Annotated in this window: 19 protein-coding genes; 3 read left to right on the forward strand and 16 right to left on the reverse strand. The window is 62.3% G+C overall.

The genetic code is table 11. The features are described from left to right. The first annotated feature begins 404 nt into the window (after positions 1-404). Positions 405-1,220 (forward strand): posphoenolpyruvate synthetase regulatory kinase/phosphorylase PpsR, encoded by an 816-nt coding sequence (gene ppsR / locus GNZ12_RS28810; protein WP_120304748.1) that lies wholly within the window; start codon positions 405-407, stop codon positions 1,218-1,220. A gap of 76 nt (positions 1,221-1,296) precedes the next feature. On the opposite strand, the gene GNZ12_RS28815 is transcribed toward ppsR, so the two are convergent. From GNZ12_RS28815 to rpsB, 16 genes are all read right to left on the reverse strand, one after another. Beyond that, positions 1,297-2,079, reverse strand: coding sequence for a TrmH family RNA methyltransferase (locus tag GNZ12_RS28815; protein ID WP_172315568.1), 783 nt, complete (start codon positions 2,077-2,079; stop codon positions 1,297-1,299). Between the two features lie 61 nt (positions 2,080-2,140). Then, the gene (gene rnhB, locus GNZ12_RS28820; protein WP_172315569.1) at positions 2,141-2,905 is read right to left on the reverse strand and encodes a ribonuclease HII; all 765 of its coding nucleotides are present in this window, start codon (positions 2,903-2,905) and stop codon (positions 2,141-2,143) included. Continuing rightward, complete coding sequence (gene lpxB, locus GNZ12_RS28825; RefSeq protein WP_172315570.1) at positions 2,902-4,071, reverse strand: lipid-A-disaccharide synthase; 1,170 nt, start codon at positions 4,069-4,071, stop codon at positions 2,902-2,904. Before lpxB ends, rnhB begins: the two co-directional genes overlap by 4 nt. Positions 4,072-4,074: 3 nt before the next feature. Next, the gene (lpxA, locus tag GNZ12_RS28830; RefSeq protein ID WP_172315571.1) at positions 4,075-4,863 is read right to left on the reverse strand and encodes an acyl-ACP--UDP-N-acetylglucosamine O-acyltransferase; all 789 of its coding nucleotides are present in this window, start codon (positions 4,861-4,863) and stop codon (positions 4,075-4,077) included. 101 nt (positions 4,864-4,964) lie between these two features. Next, positions 4,965-5,429, reverse strand: a complete 465-nt coding sequence (fabZ, locus tag GNZ12_RS28835; protein ID WP_006048683.1) for a 3-hydroxyacyl-ACP dehydratase FabZ — start codon at positions 5,427-5,429, stop codon at positions 4,965-4,967. A gap of 236 nt (positions 5,430-5,665) precedes the next feature. After that, positions 5,666-6,769 (reverse strand): UDP-3-O-(3-hydroxymyristoyl)glucosamine N-acyltransferase, encoded by a 1,104-nt coding sequence (lpxD, locus tag GNZ12_RS28840; protein WP_172315572.1) that lies wholly within the window; start codon positions 6,767-6,769, stop codon positions 5,666-5,668. A 131-nt stretch (positions 6,770-6,900) separates the two neighbouring features. Beyond that, positions 6,901-7,431, reverse strand: a complete 531-nt coding sequence (locus tag GNZ12_RS28845) for an OmpH family outer membrane protein (protein ID WP_172315658.1) — start codon at positions 7,429-7,431, stop codon at positions 6,901-6,903. 92 nt (positions 7,432-7,523) lie between these two features. Next, complete coding sequence (gene bamA / locus GNZ12_RS28850) at positions 7,524-9,827, reverse strand: outer membrane protein assembly factor BamA (RefSeq protein ID WP_172315573.1); 2,304 nt, start codon at positions 9,825-9,827, stop codon at positions 7,524-7,526. A 67-nt stretch (positions 9,828-9,894) separates the two neighbouring features. Further along, entirely contained in the window at positions 9,895-11,280 is a 1,386-nt protein-coding gene (rseP, locus tag GNZ12_RS28855; RefSeq protein WP_172315574.1) for an RIP metalloprotease RseP, read from the reverse strand. Positions 11,281-11,287: 7 nt separating this feature from the next. After that, positions 11,288-12,493 carry a 1-deoxy-D-xylulose-5-phosphate reductoisomerase gene (locus GNZ12_RS28860; protein ID WP_172315575.1) on the reverse strand — a complete coding sequence of 402 codons (1,206 nt, stop codon included), beginning with the start codon at positions 12,491-12,493 and terminating at the stop codon, positions 11,288-11,290. A gap of 10 nt (positions 12,494-12,503) precedes the next feature. Then, positions 12,504-13,325: a phosphatidate cytidylyltransferase gene (locus GNZ12_RS28865; RefSeq protein WP_172315576.1), complete on the reverse strand. Its 822-nt coding sequence runs from the start codon at positions 13,323-13,325 to the stop codon at positions 12,504-12,506. Beyond that, the gene (uppS, locus tag GNZ12_RS28870) at positions 13,319-14,101 is read right to left on the reverse strand and encodes a polyprenyl diphosphate synthase (protein WP_172315577.1); all 783 of its coding nucleotides are present in this window, start codon (positions 14,099-14,101) and stop codon (positions 13,319-13,321) included. The genes GNZ12_RS28865 and uppS overlap by 7 nt, the downstream gene beginning before the upstream one ends. Before the next feature lie 59 nt (positions 14,102-14,160). Continuing rightward, the gene (gene frr / locus GNZ12_RS28875; protein ID WP_054035184.1) at positions 14,161-14,721 is read right to left on the reverse strand and encodes a ribosome recycling factor; all 561 of its coding nucleotides are present in this window, start codon (positions 14,719-14,721) and stop codon (positions 14,161-14,163) included. A gap of 100 nt (positions 14,722-14,821) precedes the next feature. Then, the gene (gene pyrH, locus GNZ12_RS28880) at positions 14,822-15,535 is read right to left on the reverse strand and encodes a UMP kinase (RefSeq protein WP_054926390.1); all 714 of its coding nucleotides are present in this window, start codon (positions 15,533-15,535) and stop codon (positions 14,822-14,824) included. Positions 15,536-15,755: 220 nt separating this feature from the next. After that, positions 15,756-16,637: a translation elongation factor Ts gene (tsf, locus tag GNZ12_RS28885; protein WP_172315578.1), complete on the reverse strand. Its 882-nt coding sequence runs from the start codon at positions 16,635-16,637 to the stop codon at positions 15,756-15,758. A gap of 193 nt (positions 16,638-16,830) precedes the next feature. Beyond that, positions 16,831-17,583, reverse strand: coding sequence for a 30S ribosomal protein S2 (rpsB, locus tag GNZ12_RS28890; RefSeq protein WP_074283097.1), 753 nt, complete (start codon positions 17,581-17,583; stop codon positions 16,831-16,833). Positions 17,584-18,002: 419 nt separating this feature from the next. On the opposite strand from rpsB, the gene map reads away from it, so the two are divergent. Both map and GNZ12_RS28900 read left to right on the forward strand, forming a co-directional pair. Then, positions 18,003-18,812 carry a type I methionyl aminopeptidase gene (map, locus tag GNZ12_RS28895; RefSeq protein ID WP_172315579.1) on the forward strand — a complete coding sequence of 270 codons (810 nt, stop codon included), beginning with the start codon at positions 18,003-18,005 and terminating at the stop codon, positions 18,810-18,812. A gap of 31 nt (positions 18,813-18,843) precedes the next feature. Beyond that, entirely contained in the window at positions 18,844-21,423 is a 2,580-nt protein-coding gene (locus tag GNZ12_RS28900; protein ID WP_172315580.1) for a [protein-PII] uridylyltransferase, read from the forward strand. Position 21,424 lies beyond the last annotated feature (1 nt).

A 21,424-nucleotide genomic window follows, 5' to 3' on the forward strand; every position in this document is an offset into this window, starting at 1 on the left:
TGGCCAGAAACACCAGAAGCACGACGTAGAAAGCGGTTGGCCGAAATTACCGATCGATCCAACCCATTCACGACAAGTTGCCGGCTGAAAGCGTGGCGTTGACCGACCGTTCGCGGTAAGTTAGGCGCCAATCGCCTGCAATTGCTTATCCAACAGGTTGCCGCTATTCTACCGTGCCGACTCTCAAAATGTGACAGTCGGACGAGAATTGCGCCTCGAATCGCGCCCCGGACCGGCTGGCGGGCTTTTGCGAGGCCCCGCCGCCATCCGGGCGCAGTTGCGGTGCCCACGGCGCGCTGATATGACGCCCCTGCAATCACCGGTTAGCCACCGTGTGCAGCGACGTCCATGCAGCGATGTTTCATTCGAGCGTTTTTGTCCGCTCACGTTCCCCAGTCCCACTGATGCCGCCCACCGTATTCATCGTCTCCGACGGTACCGGGATCACTGCCGAAACCTTCGCGCATTCGATCCTCTCCCAGTTCGACCAGAAATTCCGCCTGGTTCGCGTGCCCTTCGTCGACTCGACGGAAAAAGCCTACGCCACGCTAGAAAAGATCAACGAAGCGATCCAGCAGGACGGCCGTCGTCCGATCGTCTTTACGACGCTGGTGGACAGCGCGTCGAATCAGATCGTCAAGCGTTCGAATGCGCTCGTGCTGGACATGTTCCAGACCTTCGTCGAGCCGCTTGAACAGGAACTGGAGCTCAAGTCGAGCCACGCGATGGGCCGCGGCCACCAGAACGCCGATACCGAGGAATACAAGAACCGGATCGAGGCGATCAACTTCTCGCTCGCCCACGACGACGGTCAATCGAACCGCAATCTGGCCGACGCCGACGTGATTCTGGTCGGCGTGTCGCGCAGCGGCAAGACGCCAACGAGCCTGTATCTGGCAATGCAGTACGGTGTGAAGGCAGCCAACTATCCGCTGATTCCGGAAGACTTCGAGCGTGGCAAGCTGCCTACGCCGCTCTTGGCGCATCGGCAGAAGATGTTTGGTTTGTCGATCGATCCGCAACGGCTGTCGGAGATCCGTAACGAGCGCCGGCCCGGCAGCAAGTACGCCGCGCCGGAAAATTGCCGCTATGAGATCAATGAGGCCGAAGCGATGATGCGGCGCGAAGGGGTCAAGTGGTTGTCGTCGACACATAAGTCGATCGAAGAGATCGCGACGACGATCCTGCAGGAGATCAAGCTGGACCGGCCGGCTTATTGAGCGTGGCCTGTTTTACCCACGCGCGTGGTGCTGAGGTGATCGCGGAGGTCGCCTCAGACCCGAAGTCAGTGCAAGGTCACGCGCGGCGCTGCTGGCGGCACTGTTCGAACACACAAACCGCCGCCGCGGCCGCCACGTTGAGCGATTCCATGCCGCCCGGCTGAGGAATCGTCACCCGCAAGGAAACCGCATCGCGCCAGGTCTGCGACACGCCCGCGCCTTCGTTGCCGAACACCCATGCGAGCGGTCCGCTCAGATCGCAGTCGTAGATCGCCTCGGCACCGTGCGAGTCCGTAATGACGACGGGCACGGTGAGGCGCTCGATCAACACCTGTGCTTCGACATCCTCGTGGATTTGCAACAGGAAATGCGCGCCCATGCCCGAGCGCAATACCTTCGACGACCACGCGTACGCGGTGCCCGGTGCGCAAAACACCTGCTGAATACCCGCGGCCGCCGCGCTGCGCAGAATTGACCCGACGTTGCCGGCATCCTGCACGCCATCGAGTACGAGGCAGGTTTCCCCGACCTTCTCCGGAAGCGGCGTAGCGAGCTTTTCAACCAGCAGCAGAATCCCGACACCGTGCACGACGTTCGACAACTGGCCGAACAACGCGTCGGGCAGCGTGACGATACGGTGCTCGTCGATGCGCGACACGATCGCCTGCGCTTCGTCGTGGCGCAGCGCACCCTCGGTCACGATGCACATTTCCGGCTGCCCGGCGACGTCGAGATAGGCGCTTGCGAGATGGAATCCTTCGAGCAACGCCTGGCCGCTGCGACGCTGCTGATGCGTCGAGCCGGCCAATGCCTTGAGGCGCTTGTAGAGCGGATTGTCCCGCGAGGTGATGGCTTTCACAGGCAGCGAAGACAGAGAGAATGAGGAAAGAGTGGACGACGCGCCGGGCGACACATGACGCTCAGGCGCCGCTGCGTTCGCCAAAGGCGTCGTCGTCGAGCGTGGTGTCGGTAAGCGTTCCGGACACGACGATCACGTTGCCCGCCGGCAGCCGCTTCGAAGCCGCGCCGAACCGCTGATACGCTTCACGCACCGGCGCGAACGAGCGCCGATGATGCTCGCAGGGTCCATGTTCGCGCAGGGCCGCGAGATGCTGCGGCGTGCCGTAACCGGCATGCGCGTTAAAACCGTAGACCGGATAGGTTTGATGCAATTCGAGCAGCATCCGGTCGCGCGTGACCTTGGCGAGAATCGACGCCGCCGAAATGCTCTTGACCAGTGCATCGCCGCCAATCACGGCTTCGCTGCGAATGCTCAGCGTCGGGCAGCGATTGCCGTCGATTTTCACGAGCGTCGGCACGACTGAGAGACCTTCGACCGCCCGCTTCATCGCCAGCATGGTGGCATGCAGAATGTTCAGCGTATCGATTTCTTCGACCGTCGCGGAGGCAATGCAGTAAGCCAGCGCCCGCTCGACGATCTTGTCGTACAGTTCATCGCGCTTTTTGGCGGTGAGCGCTTTCGAATCGTCGAGACCGCGAATCATCGGCTTCGACGGATCGAAAATCACCGCCGCAGCAACCACCGGACCAGCCAGCGGCCCGCGCCCGGCTTCGTCGACGCCGCAGACGATGTCGTCCGCTGTTTCGAAGTCCAGACCGACCTGCCGCGCCGCCGCGCCTGCAACAGTCGCGGCCTTGCGGCGTGGTGCGCGCGCGGCGGTCACGGCCGCGTCTTCCGATTTTCGATGACGCTCGCCACGACTTCCGCCGCACGCTGCGCGGTGTTCTGCTTCAGCACGTGATGCATCTCCGTGAAGATTTCCGTCAGCGTGCGCCGGTTGGCCTCGTCGCGCAACTGTTTCAGCGTGGCCTCGGCAAGCGCCTGCGGCGTCGCGAAGTGCTGCAGAATCTCGGGCACGACGAAACGCCCCGCCAGAATGTTCGGCAAGCCGACGTACGGCAGATAGCCTTGGCGGCGCATGATCTGGCCGGTCAGCCAAGGCACCTTGTACGAGATCACCATCGGTTTTTTCAGCAACGCGGCTTCCAGTGTCACCGTGCCGCTCTTGACGAGGATCGCATCCGCCGCCGTCATCGCGATTTGCGACTGGCCGTCGGTGATGGTCAGTGCGAGACCGGGATGTGCATCGACCAGCGGCCGCAGCATCTCGCGCAGTGCAGGCGTGGCCGCCGGCATCACGAAACGCAACCCAGGCTCCTGGTGCTGCATCATCTCCATCGCCGCAAAGAACGTTGGACCGATCAGATCGATCTCGGAGCGCCGGCTGCCCGGCAGCACCGCGATGATCGGACCGCTTTCAGCGAGGCCGAGTGTGCGTCGCGCGCCGAGCGTATCGGGCTCGAGCGGGATCTCGTCAGCGAGCGGATGGCCCACGTAGGACGCCGCGACGCCGGCCTTTTCCAGCAGCGCCGTTTCGAACGGGAACACGCACAGCATGTGGTCGACCGCCTTGGCGATCTTCTTGATGCGCCCGCCCCGCCACGCCCAGATGGACGGACAGACGAAGTGAACGGTCGGAATGCCAGCCTCGCGCAACGGATGCTCGAGGCCGAAGTTGAAATCGGGTGCATCCACACCGATGAACACCGACGGCGGCTCAGCCAGCAGTTGGCGCTTCAGTTCGTTGCGGATGCCGAGGATCCCGGGAATATGCCGCAGTACTTCGACATAGCCGCGCACCGTGAGCTTTTCCATCGGCCAGTGGGCGTCGAAGCCCGTGGCGATCATGCGTGGGCCGCCGATCCCATAGTACTGGGTGGTGGCAGGCAGATGGCTCGCGAGGCCGTCAAGCAGCGACGCCGCCAGCAGGTCGCCGGACGGCTCGCCAGCGACCATCGCCACGCGTAGCGGACTTGGGTTCAGGGCCATCGCTTAGCGGATGATGCCGCGTTGCGACGCTTCGACAAACGCGAGCAGCGTTTGTACCGGCTCATCGCCATCGCCACCCGCGGACGCGAGGTCGCGCAACTGCACCTTCGCTTCTTCCAGCGACAGGCCGTTCTTGTACAGCAGGCGGTACGCTGAGCGCAGCGCCGAGATCGCATCCGCCGAAAAACCGCGGCGGCGCAGACCTTCGACATTGATACCGTGCGGCTCGGCCTTGTTGCCCGCGGCAATCACGAACGGCGGGACGTCCTGCACGAGCGCCGAAGCGCCACCCAGCATCGAATGCGCGCCGATCCGCACGAACTGATGCACGCCCGACATGCCGCCGATGATCGCGTGGTCGCCGATCGTCACGTGGCCTGCCATCTGCGCATTGCTCGACAGAATGACGTTGTTGCCGACGTGGCAGTCGTGCCCAATGTGCACGTAGGCCATGATCCAGTTATCGTCACCCAGCGTGGTGACGCCCGCGTCCTGCACCGTGCCGGTGTGGATCGTGGTGAACTCACGGATCGTGTTGCGATTGCCGATCACGAGCCGGGTCGGCTCGTCCTTGTACTTCATATCCTGCGGACGGCCGCCGACCGATGCGTAGTGGCCGATCCGGTTGTCTTCGCCGAGCGTGGTGTGACCTTCGATCACGCTGTGCGAACCGACCGTGGTCCGTGCGCCGATCGTCACGTGTGCGCCGATGACGGCATACGGTCCGATTTCGACGGATTCGTCGAGTTGCGCGCCCGGTTCGACGATCGCAGTGGGATGAATCCTGCTCATGCGTCCTCGCTTCTGATTCTGATTCTGTTGCGTTGTGTGGATGGGCGTAGCCGGAGCTTGCAGGGCTTACGGTAAGCCGCTAACTGCCCGGACACCGATCTTTAAGCGTCTTTGTCCGTGTGCCGCACCGCGCACATCAGGTCGGCTTCCGCCGCCACGACACCATCCACTTCGGCGCGCGCCTTGAACTTCCAGATGCCGCGCATATGACGCTCGAACGTGCAATTCAGGATCAGCTGATCGCCCGGTTCCACCACGCGCTTGAAGCGCGCATTGTCGATACCCACGAACAGATACAGCGTGTTCGACGGATCGCTCGGCTCTTCCGAAAACGTCAGCAGGGCCGCCGTTTGCGCGAGCGCTTCGAGAATCAGCACGCCGGGCATCACCGGACGGGTCGGAAAGTGACCCTGGAAATACGGCTCATTGATCGACACGTTCTTCAACGCTTTGATGCTCTTGTGCGGCTCGAGTTCGAGCACCCGGTCGACTAGCAGGATCGGGTAACGATGCGGCAGCAGCGTGAGAATCTTATGAATGTCGAGATTGATTTTTTCGGTGCTCATGGTGTTTCTACTCACGCATTAACTGCGCGATGATGACTGCGGATGCTGGTGCAGGTGGGTTGGTAACGCGTGCTGCCGGCGCTTGCCTGGACCCGGCGGCCGTGCCACCCGGTCACGGCAACCGACTTTGCTTCTGATGCTTGCCCGCTATTTTACGCGGTGCCAGCCGGTTGCCCTACCTCGCCGGTTGGCCCCCGAGCTGTTCTGCCGGTTGGCCTGCGAGTTTTTCAGATTTCTCAGGCTTTGTCGCCTGCGGAATTGCTTGCTGCGTTGGCCGGTTTGTCCGCCGACGTGGCATGCTCGAGCGCCCTGATACGGTCGCGGAGTTTGTCGATGTTACGCAGCAAAGCGGCGCTCTTGTTCCAGTCCGCGTGATTCACTGCCGGGAACGCGCTGGTGTACATGCCGGGCTTCAACAACGATTTCGACACGCCCGACTTCGCCGTGACGATCACATAGTCAGCCAGCGTCACATGACCGGCAATCCCGACCGCGCCGCCAATCATGCAATGACGGCCAATCGTGGTGCTGCCCGCAATGCCCGCGCAACCGGCAATCACCGTATAGGCGCCGACCTTGCAGTTGTGGCCAATCTGCACGAGGTTGTCGATCTTCACGCACTCTTCGACGATCGTATCGGCCATGGCGCCACGGTCGATCGTGGTGTTCGCACCGATTTCGACGTCTGCCGCGATCGACACGCCGCCAACCTGCGGAATTTTCACCCAACTGCCGGTACGCGCATCGCCTTCGCCCACGAAATCCGGCGCGAAGCCAAAACCGTCCGAACCGATCACCGCGCCCGCGTGCACGATCACGCGCTCGCCGAGCTTGCAGCCGTAGTACACCGCGACATTCGGATACAGATGCGAGCCCGCGCCGATCCGCGTACCGCGGCCGATCACCACGTTGGCATCCAGGCGCACGTTTTCGCCGATCACCGCGCCCGCTTCCACCGTGACGTGCGGACCGATTACCGCGCTCGCGGCGATCTGGGCCGACGGGTCGATCGTCGCACTCGGGTGCACACCAGGCACGGCCTTGGGCGCTGCCATGTCGATGAAAGTCTGCGCGACGCGCGCGAAGTAAGCGTACGGATTCGGCGTGACGATGAAGTTACGATTTTCGGGGGAACCGAGCTTCGCGAGGTCGTCGGCGTTGATTAACACCGCGCCCGCACGGGTCGTTTCGACCTGCGACAGATACTTCGGATTGGCGAGGAACGCCAGCTGGTCCGGGCCTGCCTGGTCGAGCGGCGCCAGACTGCCGACGCGTTGCGAACCCTCTCCGACTACTTCACCGCCGAACCGTTGGACGATGTCCTCGAGCGTAAATGCCATGCCTATCCTGTCTCCTGCAAAATCAATCCAACTTGTCAGCGCTACAACACCGTGCTGCGAACCGGCCTACGCTCCCCGGTGGCCGGCAATCCGGCGACTGGAAATCCGCTGGGCAGCGACCCAGCGCGCGTTCAGTTGCCCGAGGCCGCGAGAGCCTTGAGCACCTGATCGGTAATATCGATGCGCGGGCTCACATACACCGCTTCCTGAACGATCAGGTCGTAGTGCTGCTGCTCGGCGATCTGCTTGATCACCTTGTTAGCCCGGTCCAGCACGGCCGCCAGTTCTTCATTACGGCGCTGGTTCAGGTCTTCCCGAAACTCGCGTTGCTTGCGCTGGAAGTCCGTATCCAGCTGCGACAGATCGCGCTGCTTCTGTGCGCGATCGGTGGCCGACATCGACGCGCCGTTCTTGTCGAGCGAGTCGGACATCGACTTCAGCTTCTGTGCCATGTCGGCCAGATCCTTGTCGCGCTTGGCGAACTCGGCCTCGAGCTTGACCTGGGCAGCCTTCGCGGCAGCCGATTCGCGCAGGATACGGTCCGAATTCACCGCAGCGATCCTGGCTTCCTGCGCGTGCGCCGTCCCGGCGAGGCCGACTCCCAGCGTCACTGCCAGCGCCATCGCACACGCCACACGTTTCGAAAACATACCGGTTAGCAAAGTCATCCTCTCGATACTGTAGTTTGGCCGGGCCCGCCGGGAGCCGCCCGTGTTGGCCGAGGCCACCCGCCGCCGGTTCACCGCCCGCCGGATCAGAATGCCGTCCCGATCTGGAACTGGAACTTCTGATACTGGTCGCCGGTGTGCTTCGTGAGCGGGAAACCCAAGCTGAGCTTGAGCGGGCCGATCGGCGAAATCCACGCGAGACCCACACCATAGCCGTAACGCAGGCCGTTCGCGCCGACGCTGTTGCCTTCCGTACCCCAGACGTTACCGCCGTCGAGGAACGTGAAGACACGCAACGTGCGGTCGTAGCCCGTACCCGGCAGCGGGAACGTCAATTCGATGTTACCCACCAGCAGCTTCGAGCCGCCGATCGGGTCGTTCGTCTTCGCGTCGCGCGGACCCAGCGAGCTCGGCTCGTAGCCCCGCACCGAACCGATACCGCCCGCGTAGTAATTCTTGAAAATCGGGTATGGCTTGCCGCCAAGGCCGTTACCGTAACCGCCCTGGAAGTTGAAGCCCAGCACGAAGCCGCGCGCAAACGAATAATAGTACTGCGCGTTGATGTCGGCCTTGTAGTACTGCGTGCCGCCGAGCGGCGTGCCGTATTCGGCGTTCGCCTGTGTGAAGTAGCCGCGGCTCGGCACCAGCGCGCTGTCGCGCGCGTCGCGTGACCAGCCCACCGTGATCGGCACGTTGTTCGACACACGGCCGAACTCGTTCACGTAGTCGATATAGCTTTGCGGCGTGTTCGCGTCGATGTCCAGCTGGTTCTGCTCGAGGCCGGCACCGAAGTACACCGTGTCGACTTCGGAGAACGGAATACCGAACTTCAGGTCGCCACCGATCGTGACGATCTTGAAGCTCGAATCCGTCGAGTAGTACAGCGGCTGGTACGTACGGTAGTAGACGTCGGTAATCCGCTTGATGCCGTCGACCGTGAAGTACGGGTCGACCTGCGTGACCGTCAGGGTACGGTACGTCTTGGCGGTATTCACGTTGACCGAGAGACTCGTACCCGAACCGAACACGTTGTCCTGCGACACGCCCGCGGAGAGCACCACCTTGTCGGTCGACGAGAAGCCCGCACCCAGCGTGATCGCACCGGTCGGCTTTTCGGCCACCTTGACATCCACATCGACCTGGTCCGGCGTGCCTTCGACAGGCACCGTGGTCACGTCGACATCCGTAAAGTAGCCGAGACGGTTGATCCGGTCTTTCGACAACGCGAGGCGGTTCGAATCGAACCACGAGCTTTCGAGCTGGCGCATTTCGCGGCGCACCACTTCGTCACGCGTGCGCGTGTTGCCGACCACGTTGATGCGGCGCACGTACACGCGGCGGCTCGGGTCCACTTGCAGCGTCAGGTCGACCTTGTGGTGTTCCTGATCGATCTGCGGCTGCGCGTTGACGGTGGCGAACGCATAACCATATTCGCCGAGCTTGTCGACGATCGCCTTGGTGGTGGCTTGCAGCTTTTCAGCCGAGAACCGGTCACCCGGTTTGATCTTGATGAGCTTGGCCAGCTCCGGCTCGCGGTCGAGCAGGTTACCGGCCAGCTTGATGCTGTTGATCGTGTACGGCTCGCCTTCGTGCAGCGTGACCGTCAGATACATGTCCTTCTTGTCCGGCGTGATCGACACCTGGGTCGACTCGATGTTGAACTCGAGGTAGCCGCGATTCAGGTAATACGAGCGGACGTTTTCGAGGTCGCCGGTGAGCTTGTCTTTCGCGTACAGGTCGTTCTTCGTGTACCACGAGAACCAGTTCGGCGTGGACAACTGCATTTCGTCGCGCAGCGTACCCGTGCTGAACGCCTTGTTGCCGATGAAGTTGATCTGGCGGATCTTCGCGCTCGGACCTTCAGCCACCGAGAACAGCACCGACACGCGGTTGCGGTCGATCGGCGTGATCGTGGTGGTCACTTCGGCGGCATAGTAGCCGCGCGTCAGATACTGGCGCTTCAGTTCCTGCTCGGCCTTGTCGACGAGTGCCTTGTCGTAATAACGGCCTTGCGACAAACCGACCGCGCGCAGCGCCTTCGTCAGGTTGTCCTTGTCGAACTCGTGAATGCCGGCGAAGTCGATCGTGCCGATGGCCGGGCGTTCCAGCACTTGCACGATGACGACATTGCCTTCTGTCGCGATCTTGACGTCGTTGAAGAAGCCCGTGGCGTACAGCGCACGAATGGCTTCAGAAGCCTTGTCGTCGCTAAAGGTATCGCCTTGCTTGATAGGCAGGTACGCGAACACGGTACCGGGTTCGACGCGTTGCAATCCCTCGATCCGGATGTCTTGCACCACGAAGGGCGTCGTTGCGTGAGCAACCAGCCCATGCGCGGCGAATGCCGCGGCTATAACCGTCTTTGGAACAAAGCGATGAGGTTTAAACAACGTGCTTCCCCAGTGTGTATAGCTGCATCAGGTCAGACGGTCGCCATCGTGAACGCCGCCAGACACTTTAAAAATGGATTAAACGAGCCAGATCGTTGAACAGCGCAATCGCCGACAAAGCGACGATGCAGGCGAGACCCGCCCTCTGCAAAACGAGTTGCCAGCGATCAGAGACAACCTTGCCGGTTACAGCTTCAACCAAATAATATAACAGATGACCCCCGTCCAATACCGGAATTGGTAACAGGTTCAGTACGCCGAGGCTAATACTGACAAGGGCCAGGAACGACAGGAATGCAGAAGGACCTAGACGTGCGCTCTTTCCTGCGTAATCGGCGATCGTCACGGGGCCAGAAAGATTCTTCAGCGAAGCCTCGCCGACGATCATCCGTCCGAACATGCGCACCGAATAAACAGCCAGATCCCACGTACGGCGAGCGCCCAGTTGCAGACTTTCGACCGGTCCGTATCGCACGTCGATCGACGGCACCTGGGTGGCGAGTTCCGCGCCGATACGGCCGATCTGCTGCCCCGTTGCGTCATCACGCTGCGACTGCGGGACGATGCGGACGTCTTCCAGCGTACCCGCCGCTTGCCCACCACGCTCGACCCGCAGCATCACGGGCACACCGGCGTGCGATTTTACATAAGCGATGAAGGCCGTGGCGTTATCGGTAGGAATACCGTCGACCGCGCGCAGACGGTCGCCTATCGCAAGGCCGGCCTTTTGCGCTGCGCTATCCGGCTGCACACCCGCGACCGTGAGCTTGCCACCACCTGGCTCGAAGCCGAGATGCGACATAAAGTCGTCGTCGACCTCTTTCTCGGTGATCCCGCGCAGATCCAGTTGGAAATCCGAGGTGCCGTGGCCATCTTTCGCGCTCAACACGATGCGCTTATGATCGAACGCCGCGCCCAGCAGTTTCCAGCGCAGGTCGGACCATGAGCGCACGCGCTCGGATTCGCCAGCGTTCTCGGCACGCACCGCGACGATGGTTTCGCCACCGTCGAAACCGGCCAACGCCGCCGGCGTATTCGGAGCGGGCGCGGCCACCACCGCCGCCGGCTCCGTCACACCAGTGGCGAACACGAGGGCGAACAGCACGATGGCGAGCAGGAAGTTCGCGATCGGACCGGCTGCGACAATCGCGAACCGGCGCCACACCGACTGCCGGTTGAACGCATACGGCAAGGCTTCAGCGGGAATCGGCGCGCCGCCAGTCTCGCGCTCGTCGAGCATCTTCACGTAGCCGCCCAGCGGCAGCGCGGCAATCGTCCATTCGGTGCCCGTCTTCGGGCTCACCCATTGGAACAGCGGCTTGCCGAAGCCGATCGAAAAACGCAACACCTTGACGCCGCACAAACGCGCCACGCTGTAATGCCCGTACTCGTGGACGACCACCAGTACGCCAATCGCGACCGCGAAGGCAAGCAGTTCGATCAGCAGATTCATAGACGCCTCACTGGACGGCGCGTTCCGTGCGACGGGCGGCGTCCGGCAGACGTGCGATGAAGTCGGCGGCGGCACGGCGTGCGGCCGCGTCCGCTTCGATCACGTCTTCCAGCGCGTGCGCGCTGCGGTTCGGTAACGCGTTGAGGACGGCGTCGACCACCTGAGCGATCGCCATGAAACCGATCTGGCGCGACAGGAACGCTTCAACAGCGATTTCGTTCGTGGCGTTCAGCGCCGCGCTCGCCAACCCACCCTCGGCCAGCGCCTTCACGGCGAGCGCGAGACACGGGAAGCGTGTGTAATCCGGCTTGTCGAACGAGAGCGACGCGACCTGCAGCAGATCGAGTTGCGCCACGCCCGAATCGACACGCTCCGGAAACGCCAGCGCATGCGCGATTGGCGTACGCATGTCGGGGTTGCCCAGTTGCGCGAGTACCGAGCCGTCGGCGTACGACACCATCGAATGGATCACGCTTTGCGGGTGAATCAACACCTCGATGCGCTCGCCCGGCAAGTTGAAGAGCCAATGCGCCTCGATCACTTCGAGGCCCTTGTTCATCATCGTGGCGGAGTCGACCGAAATCTTGCGGCCCATGACCCAATTCGGATGCTTGCAGGCCTCGTCAGGCGTGACGTCGACCAGCGTGGCCGGTTCGCGCGTACGGAACGGGCCGCCCGAGGCGGTCAGGATGATCTTCGACACGCCGCCGTGCAGCTCCGCTTCGCGCGGCAGGCATTGAAAAATGGCGTTGTGTTCGCTGTCGACCGGCAGCAGCACGGCGCCATTGTCGCGCACCGCGTCCATGAAGATCGCGCCGGACATCACCAGCGCTTCCTTGTTGGCGAGCAGAATACGCTTACCGGCGCGCGCGGCGGCCAGGCTCGGCGCGAGGCCCGCGGCGCCGACGATCGCCGCCACTACCGTGTCGCAGCCGTCGCTCTTCGAGACGTCCACGAGCGCTTGCGGCCCGTACGTGACTTCGGTCCTGCAGCCCGCTTCGCGCAGTTTCGCGGCGACCTGCGCGGCCGTATCGGCATCGCCGACCACGGCAACTTCAGGCTGAAAGCGCAGGCATTGCTCGACGAGCTTGTCGCCGTTGCGATGCGCCGTGAGCGCGTAAACCGAAAAGCGCTCGGGATGACGCGCGACGACGTCAAGCGTGCTGTCTCCAATCGAGCCCGTGGAACCGAGCAATGTCAGACGTTTTTGCATATCTCTTTCTCTAGCCGAGCAGCAGCATGGCAAGCGGCAGCACCGGCAACAATGCGTCGATGCGGTCGAGTACGCCACCGTGCCCGGGCAACAGGCCGCTTGAATCTTTCACTCCGGCCTGGCGTTTCATCATTGATTCGAACAGGTCGCCCACCACGCTGAATGCCACCAGCAGGGTCAGGGCGAGCAGCGTACGTACGGCGCCCCATTGCGCCAGCAGCGCAGAATACAGGGTCGGCTCGAACGCGTGCAAAAAGACCGCCGCCGCTGCGACGATCATCACCACCAGCCACCCGCCGACCGCACCCTCCCACGTCTTACCAGGGCTGATGGCGGGCGCCAGCTTGTGTTTTCCGAAAGCTTTTCCGGAGAAGTATGCGCCGATATCGGCCAGCCATACCAATAGCAGCAGCGACAGCACGAACGGCACGCCCTTCATGCGCGCGGCGACGAGAGCATGCCAGCACGCGACGAATACCACAATACCGGCAAGGAATAGAAAGCCGCGCCAGGCGCCTTGGGAAAGCGTTGGCTTGCGCAGGAGCACATACGGCCCCGCGATCACCCAAAAAATTGCGGCCGCCTGAAGGAGCGGCCGGGCTTCCCCGACGCCGGTACCGAGACCCGTGCTCGCGACCAGCGCGACCGCGGCCACCAGCGCGTAAATGACCGGGCCCGCGCCGCCGAGCTTCAGCAAGCGCGCCCACTCCCATGCGGCGAACACGACGACGAAGGCGATCAGCGCGCCGAACGCGCCCACCGGCGCGAGCAACGTGACCGGCAGGAAGATCGCCAGCAGGATGATCGCCGTGATGACACGGGTTTTTAGCATGGAAGCGAATCGACGTTTTGCGATTGCGGCTCGAGTTGAGCACTGGTGCGGCCGAAGCGGCGCTCGCGCTCCGCGTAGGAGGCGATAGCGTGGCCGAGCGCGTCTGCGTCGAAATCCGGCCAGAACGTGTCGGTGAAGTAGAACTCGGTGTAGGCGAGTTGCCAGAGCAGGAAGTTGCTGACGCGGCGCTCGCCGCCGGTGCGGATAAAGAGGTCCGGCTCCGGCGCATAGGCCATCGACAGGTGTTCGGCGAACGAGTCCTCGTTCACCTCGACCGCCTTGCCCGCCAACGCCGATTGTTCAGCGAGCTTGCGGGTGGCCTGCATGATGTCCCAGCGGCCGCCGTAGTTGGCGGCGATGGTGAGCGTGAGACGGGTGTTGCGCGCGGTCTTGGTCTCCGCGCGCTTGATCAGATCGCGGATGCGGGCATCGAACTTCGACAGATCGCCAACCACGCGCAAGCGGATGCCGTTCGCGTGCAGCTTGCCGATCTCGCGCTCCAGCGCGGTGACGAACAGGCGCATCAGGAACGACACTTCGTCGTTCGGGCGGCGCCAGTTTTCCGAGCTGAAGGCAAAGAGCGTGAGGTATTCGACGCCCTGTCGGGCGCAGGCCTCGACGGCCGCACGCACCGCGTCGACGCCGCGCGTATGGCCGGCCACGCGCGGCAGACGGCGCTGGGTCGCCCAACGGCCGTTGCCGTCCATGATGATCGCGATATGTCGCGGCACCGCGGCGACGTCAGGCACGCGCACGGTTGAGCTGGTATAGGTCATGGCCGTCGGGACTGTGACAAAAAAAGAAGTGGAGATCTGAAAGTCTGAGCCAACCGGCCTCAGACCGTCATGATCTCGGCTTCTTTGGTCACTACAAGCTTGTCGATTTCAGTGACGAACTTGTCCGTCAGTTTCTGAACGTCGTCACCCGCACGGCGCTCGTCATCCTCTGAAATTTCTTTGTCTTTCACGAGCTTTTTCAGTTGCTCGTTTGCATCGCGGCGCAGGTTACGGACAGCGACTTTGGCCGTTTCCGCTTCGCTCTTGACCACTTTGGTCAGTTCGCGGCGGCGTTCTTCGGTCAGCGCGGGCATCGGCACGCGGATCACGTCGCCTTGCGTAGCCGGGTTCAGACCGAGGTCCGACTCGCGGATCGCCTTTTCGACGACCTGGACCATCTTCTTTTCCCACGGCTGCACGCCGATCGTGCGTGCGTCGATCAGCGTCAGGTTCGCGACCTGCGAAATCGGCACCGGCGAACCGTAGTAATCGCACTGGATGTGATCGAGCAGGCCCGTGTGTGCACGGCCCGTGCGGATCTTCGACAGGTCGTTCTTGAACGCGTCGATGGAACGCTGCATCTTTTGCTCAGCGCCCTTCCTGATATCAGCCACAGACATTTTTAAACCTCCGAACCTTCAAAACGGTGCGAGTCGGCCAGCGCGCGCACTATGCGGCGGCCTGGGCTCGCGTTAAAGCCCACGTTATGTGAACGAGAGTTTACACGTGGACGAGGGTACCCTCGTCCTCGCCTAGTACGATGCGCTTAAGCGCGCCCGGCTTGACGATCGAAAACACCCGGATCGGCAGCTTCTGGTCGCGGCACAGCGCGAACGCCGTGGCGTCCATCACCTGCAGATTGCGGCCGATGGCTTCGTCGAAGCTGATCGTGGTGTAACGGGTCGCGCTCGGGTCTTTCTTGGGGTCGGCCGAATAGACGCCGTCCACCTTGGTGGCTTTCAGCACCACTTCCGCACCGACTTCCGAGCCGCGCAGCGCGGCGGCCGTATCCGTCGTGAAGAACGGATTGCCGGTACCGGCCGCGAAAATCACGACTTTGCCTTCTTCGAGCTGGCGAATCGCGCGGGGCCGGATGTACGGCTCAACCACCTGGTCCATGCGCAGCGCGGATTGCACGCGCGCTTCGATACCGGCGTGGCGCATTGCATCCTGCAGCGCCAGCGCGTTCATCATTGTAGCCAGCATACCCATGTAGTCAGCCGTAGCGCGATCCATACCGGCCGCGCCGCCCGCGACGCCGCGGAAAATATTGCCGCCGCCGATCACCACGGCCAGCTGCGTTCCGAGACGGACCACTTCGGCCACGTCCGCCACCATTCGTTCGATGGTCGCGCGATTGATGCCGAAGGCATCGTCGCCCATCAGAGCTTCACCGGAGAGTTTGAGCAGGACGCGTTTATAGGCAGTGGGCATAGGGGTATCCAGATCGCGCAGAACAGGGCAACAACAAGGGACTAATGTAGGGGTGAAATACTGATTCGGGCAAGCGTCGCCAAATTGACGAACCCTAGGGTTCGCCAGCGGCGGCTGTGCAGCGAGGGTCAACCCGCGCACAGCCTTGCGGCGCCGCCGACCGCGGCAAAGTCTTGCTCCGCCGCGGGTCCAACGGTACTAACTGAAGCTTAAGCGATACTTATTGTTGCTTTGCAGCAGCGACTTGAGCGGCCACTTCAGCTGCGAAGTCGTCCTGCTTCTTCTCAATGCCTTCGCCGACCACGAACAGCGCAAACTTCTGCACGCTCGCGTTGCCAGCCTTCAGCATCTGTTCGATCGTCTGCTTGTCGTTCTTAACGAACGTCTGGTTCAGCAGCGACACTTCCTTCAGGTACTTCTGCACGCTGCCGTCGACCATCTTGGCGACGATTTCAGCCGGCTTGCCCGATTCAGCAGCCTTCTGTTCAGCAATGCTGCGTTCCTTGGCGATCAGATCGGCCGGCACGTCGTCCGACGACAGGGAGACCGGCTTCATGGCGGCGATGTGCATGGCCACGTCCTTGCCGACCTGCTCGTCCGCGCCGGTGTACTCGACCAGCACGCCGATACGCGTGCCGTGCAGGTACGCTGCCAGCTTGTTCGCCGTGTCGAAACGCACGAAACGGCGGATCGACAGGTTTTCACCGATCTTGCCGACCAGCGCCAGACGCACTGCGTCGACCGTCGAGCCGTCCAGCGGCAGTGCCGACAGGGCCGCGACGTCAGCCGGGTTTTGCGTAGCGACCAGCTCAGCGACCGTCTTCGAGAACGCCAGGAAGTCGTCGTTCTTCGAAACGAAGTCGGTTTCGCAGTTCAGTTCGACCAGCGAACCCGCGTTGCCGCCGATGAACGATGCGACCACGCCTTCAGCCGTCACGCGCGACGCTGCCTTGCTGGCCTTGTTGCCCAGCTTCACGCGCAGCAGCTCTTCAGCGCGCGCCATGTCGCCTTCGGCTTCCGTCAGCGCCTTCTTGCATTCCATCATCGGCGCGTCGGTCTTTGCGCGCAGTTCTGCAACCATGCTTGCGGTAATTGCCGCCATCATTTGCTCCTTGAGTTCCGTCTGTCACACGCCGCCCGGACTTCGATACCGGCGGCAAGAATTCGTTTCAACATCGCACGTATTTTCTACGGACTATGTTTCAGGCACTGCTCACAGCACACCACTACTTTGTCGCGGCTTAAAAAAAGGGGGCCTGTAGAAAGCCCCCTTTTTTGCCGGACACGGGGCAGCTTTACGCTTCCGAGTTGACCTCGACGAACTCGTCGCCGTCACCACCACGGGTAGCTTGCACCACGTCGTTGACCGCGTTTGCACGGCCTTCCAGGATCGCGTCAGCCACGCCAGCCGTGTACAGAGCGACAGCCTTCGAAGCGTCGTCGTTACCCGGGATCACGTAGTCGATGCCCTCCGGCGAGTGGTTCGTGTCGACCACGGCGATGACCGGAATGCCGAGCTTGTTAGCTTCGGTCACGGCAATCTTGTGGTAGCCGACGTCGACCACGAAGATTGCGTCCGGAATACCGCCCATGTCCTTCACGCCGCCGATCGACTTTTGCAGCTTGGCCATTTCGCGTTCGAACAGGAGCGCTTCTTTCTTGCTCATGCGTTCGGTTTCGCCTGCTTCCAGCGCCGCTTCCATGTCCTTCAGGCGCTTGATCGAGACCTTCAGCGTCTTGAAGTTGGTCAGCATGCCGCCGAGCCAGCGTGCGTTGACGAACGGCATGCCAGCGCGTTGCGCTTCTTCAGCGATCGTGTCGCGCGATTGACGCTTCGTGCCGACGAACAGGATCGTGCCGCGATTCGCCGCCAGTTGACGCGCGTACTTCAGCGCGTCGTTGTACATCGGCAGCGTCTTTTCGAGGTTGATAATGTGAATCTTGTTGCGATGGCCGAAAATGAAGGGGGCCATCTTCGGGTTCCAGAAGCGCGTTTGGTGACCGAAGTGGACACCGGCTTCCAGCATTTGACGCATAGTAACTGCCATGAAATTCTCCGCGAGGGTTGGGTCTTAAGCCGGCTGCCGTATCTGCCGCGCTGCCAGTCATACTTTCTGGCTGAACGCGACGGACACCCTGGGTGCGCCGACTTGCGAGTCTGTTGCCTTGGTACCGCCTTATCCCGTAGCGCAGGCAACTATCGCTACGATGAGCCTTTCCTGCCTGTTTGTGCCTTGCTTGTGTTCATTAGAACAGCAATAAAGCAACAAAATAAGACAGAGATCGACTTAGCCAAAGATTATAGCACGTGACTATCGGCCGACTCAACCTGCGCGGTAGCTCCCGTTTGCCGCAGCCGGGTTGCACCTGCGCGGCGGCTGCCTTAGCGCAAAACCATGGCAAAAGCCTGCGGCAGCCGGAATATGGTGCGATAATCTCGCAATAAATCGCATTTCAGGCCCGACTCATGGCTATTACGCTCAAAAACGAACACGATATCGCGCAGATGCGCGTCGCCTGCAAGCTTGCCAGCGAAGTGCTCGACTACATTACGCCGTTCGTCACGGCCGGCATCACGACCGGCGAACTCGACCGGTTGTGTCACGAATATATGCTCAACGAACAGGGCACGATTCCGGCGCCGCTGAATTATCAGCCGCCAGGCTATCCGCCTTATCCGAAAGCCACCTGCATTTCGGTGAACGACGTGATCTGTCACGGCATTCCGGGCGACAAGACCCTGAAGAACGGCGACGCGCTGAATATCGACGTCACGGTCATCAAGGAAGGCTATTTCGGCGACACCAGCCGGATGTTCATTGTCGGCGAAGGCTCCATCATGGCCAAACGCCTCGTGCAGACCACCTTCGAATGCATGTGGCTCGGTATCGATCAGGTGCGCCCGGGCGCCCATCTCGGCGATATCGGCTACGCCATCCAGAAGCATGCCGAAGGGCAAGGCTACAGCGTGGTGCGCGAATATTGCGGCCACGGCATCGGCACGGTGTTCCACGAAGACCCGCAGATTCTGCACTACGGCCGTCCCGGCACCGGGCTCGAGCTGCAGACCGGCATGATCTTCACAATCGAGCCGATGATCAACGCCGGCCGGCGCGACATCCGCACCATGCCGGACCAGTGGACCGTCAAGACCAAGGACCGCAGCCTGTCGGCACAGTGGGAGCACACCATCCTCGTCACCGAAACCGGCTATGACGTGCTGACTGTCTCGGCCGGCACGCCCGCGCGTCCGCCGGCTGTCGCGGCCACGGCCTGACCGACTTCCGACCTCACCTGTCCGCCTGCCAATGAGTAGTGTTCCAGCCGTCGCCCAATCCCATGCCACGTCGCTCAAGGCGGACTACAAAGTGGCCAAAGCCCAGTTGCTGGAACGCTTCAAGACGGCCTCCAACGTTGATGCGCTGATGGCCGCCTTGGCGCGCGCCACGGACGAGTCGCTGCGCGCCGCCTGGAACACCTGTCAGCTGCCGCCCGAACTGGCCTTGCTGGCCGTCGGCGGCTACGGGCGGGGCGAACTCGCGCCGCACTCCGACATCGACATTCTGGTCCTGCTGCCCGACGCGCCGATCGAGCACCTCGCAGCGCGCATTGAACGCTTTATCAGTCTCGCATGGGATTTGGGGCTCGAACTCGGCAGCAGCGTGCGCAGCGTGGCGCAGTGTGTCGAAGAAGCCGCCAACGACGTCACCGTGCGCACCTCGCTGCTCGAAGCGCGGCGCATTACGGGCAGCACCTCGCTCTTCGACGACTTCGTCAAGCGCTATCGCGAGACGCTCGACCCGCGCGCGTTCTTCCAGGCCAAAGTGCTGGAAATGCGCCAGCGGCACGCCAAGTTTCAGGACACGCCGTATTCGCTTGAACCGAACATCAAGGAAAGCCCGGGCGGCCTGCGCGATCTGCAACTGATTCTGTGGATTACCCAGGCGGCCGGTTTCGGCAGTAGCTGGCGCGAGCTCGAAGCCCGCGGCCTGATCACCGAGCGCGAAGCGCGCGAACTGCGCCGCAACGAAGGCTTCCTGAAAACGCTGCGTGCCCGGCTGCATGTGATCGCCGGCCGCCGCCAGGACATTCTGGTGTTCGATCTGCAAACACCGGTAGCCGAAAGCTTCGGTTACAAACCGACGGCCACCAAGCGCGCCAGCGAACAGCTGATGCGCCGCTACTACTGGTCCGCCAAGGCCGTGACGCAACTCGCCACGATCCTGATCCAGAATATCGAAGCGCAGCTTTTCCCCAACACGAGCGGCATCACGCGCGTGCTCTCGGACCGTTTCGTCGAGAAGCAAGGCATGCTGGAAATCGCCAGCGACGACGTATTCCAGCGCGAACCAAACGCCATCCTCGAAGCTTTCCTGCTCTACGAACAGACGCCAGGCGTGAAGGGTCTGTCGGCGCGCACGCTGCGCGCGATCTACAACGCCCGCGACGTGATGGATCAGCATTGGCGCCGCGATCCGGAAAACCGGCGCCTGTTCATGGACATCCTGAAGCAGCCGGCCGGCATCACGCACGCGCTGCGCCTGATGAACCAGACCAGCGTGCTCGGGCGCTATCTGCTGAACTTCCGGCGCATCGTTGGACAGATGCAGCACGACCTGTATCACGTCTACACGGTCGATCAGCACATCCTCATGGTGTTGCGCAATCTGCGCCGCTTCGCGGTCGCCGAGCATGCGCACGAGTATCCGTTCTGCAGCCAGTTGATCGCCAATTTCGACCGGCCGTGGGTGCTGTACGTGGCGGCGCTGTTTCACGACATCGCCAAGGGCCGCGGCGGCGACCATTCCACGCTCGGCATGGCCGACGCGCGGCGCTTCTGCCGCAACCATGGCATCGAGGGCGAGGACGGCGAACTGGTCGTCTGGCTGGTCCAGCAGCATCTGACCATGAGCCAGGTCGCACAGAAACAGGACACGAGCGACCCCGAAGTCATCAAGCGCTTTGCCGAACTGGTCGGCAACGAGCGCCGGCTGACCGCTCTTTACCTGCTGACCGTGGCCGATATTCGCGGCACCAGCCCGAAAGTCTGGAACACGTGGAAAGGCAAGCTGCTCGAGGACCTCTACCGCGCAACCCTGGCGGTGCTCGGCGGCGCACGGCCTGACGCGCATTCGGAACTGAAATCGCGCCAGGAAGAGGCGCTTGCGCTGCTGCGCCTCGAAACCGTGCCGGAAGGCGCGCAAAAAGCGCTGTGGGACAAGCTGGATATCGGCTATTTCCTGCGCCACGACGCGGCGGATATCGCGTGGCAAACCCGCGTGCTGTACCGGCACGTCGAGACCACGACGCCGATCGTGCGGGCACGTCCGTCGCCGATCGGCGAGGCGCTTCAGGTGCTGGTGTATGTGAAAGACCAGCCCGATCTGTTCGCCGGCATTTGTGCGTATTTCGACCGCAATGGCTTGTCGGTGCTCGATGCGCGGGTCAGCACGACCCGTCACGGGTACGCGCTCGATAATTTCCTCGTCGCGCATACCGAAGAAGACGTGCATTATCGCGATATTGCCAATCTGGTCGAACAGGAACTGACCGCACGCCTGACCGGTGACGGCACCCTGCTTCCGGGACCGTCGAAAGGCCGTTTGTCACGGCTGTCGCGGACCTTCCCTGTTACGCCGCGCGTCGATCTTCGGGCCGACGAGCGCGGCCAATATTACATCCTGTCCGTGTCTGCGAATGACCGGCCAGGCCTTCTTTATTCGATCGCGCGCGTGCTGGCCGAGCACCGGGTCGGCGTCGCGTCGGCGCGGATCAATACGCTCGGCGAACGCGTTGAAGACGTGTTCCTGCTGGATGGATACGGTCTGTCGGACAACCGCCTGCAAATTCAGGTCGAGACCGAACTGCTGCGCGCGATTGCAGTGTGAG

The organism is Paraburkholderia solitsugae (assembly GCF_013177695.1).
In the GTDB taxonomy this organism is placed as follows: Bacteria; Pseudomonadota; Gammaproteobacteria; order Burkholderiales; family Burkholderiaceae; genus Paraburkholderia; species Paraburkholderia solitsugae.

What these genes read in the sequence shown, in the direction of transcription:
- GNZ12_RS28900 (WP_172315580.1), top strand. Translation starts at nt 18,844, where the DNA reads ATGAGTAGTGTTCCAGCCGTCGCCCAATCCCATGCCACGTCGCTCAAG.
- pyrH (WP_054926390.1), bottom strand. Translation starts at nt 15,535, where the DNA reads ATGCCCACTGCCTATAAACGCGTCCTGCTCAAACTCTCCGGTGAAGCT.
- lpxB (WP_172315570.1), bottom strand. Translation starts at nt 4,071, where the DNA reads ATGGCCCTGAACCCAAGTCCGCTACGCGTGGCGATGGTCGCTGGCGAG.
- tsf (WP_172315578.1), bottom strand. Translation starts at nt 16,637, where the DNA reads ATGGCGGCAATTACCGCAAGCATGGTTGCAGAACTGCGCGCAAAGACC.
- map (WP_172315579.1), top strand. Translation starts at nt 18,003, where the DNA reads ATGGCTATTACGCTCAAAAACGAACACGATATCGCGCAGATGCGCGTC.
- GNZ12_RS28860 (WP_172315575.1), bottom strand. Translation starts at nt 12,493, where the DNA reads ATGCAAAAACGTCTGACATTGCTCGGTTCCACGGGCTCGATTGGAGAC.
- rseP (WP_172315574.1), bottom strand. Translation starts at nt 11,280, where the DNA reads ATGAATCTGCTGATCGAACTGCTTGCCTTCGCGGTCGCGATTGGCGTA.
- lpxD (WP_172315572.1), bottom strand. Translation starts at nt 6,769, where the DNA reads ATGGCATTTACGCTCGAGGACATCGTCCAACGGTTCGGCGGTGAAGTA.
- GNZ12_RS28865 (WP_172315576.1), bottom strand. Translation starts at nt 13,325, where the DNA reads ATGCTAAAAACCCGTGTCATCACGGCGATCATCCTGCTGGCGATCTTC.
- frr (WP_054035184.1), bottom strand. Translation starts at nt 14,721, where the DNA reads ATGTCTGTGGCTGATATCAGGAAGGGCGCTGAGCAAAAGATGCAGCGT.
- ppsR (WP_120304748.1), top strand. Translation starts at nt 405, where the DNA reads ATGCCGCCCACCGTATTCATCGTCTCCGACGGTACCGGGATCACTGCC.
- lpxA (WP_172315571.1), bottom strand. Translation starts at nt 4,863, where the DNA reads ATGAGCAGGATTCATCCCACTGCGATCGTCGAACCGGGCGCGCAACTC.
- uppS (WP_172315577.1), bottom strand. Translation starts at nt 14,101, where the DNA reads ATGACCTATACCAGCTCAACCGTGCGCGTGCCTGACGTCGCCGCGGTG.
- rpsB (WP_074283097.1), bottom strand. Translation starts at nt 17,583, where the DNA reads ATGGCAGTTACTATGCGTCAAATGCTGGAAGCCGGTGTCCACTTCGGT.
- fabZ (WP_006048683.1), bottom strand. Translation starts at nt 5,429, where the DNA reads ATGAGCACCGAAAAAATCAATCTCGACATTCATAAGATTCTCACGCTG.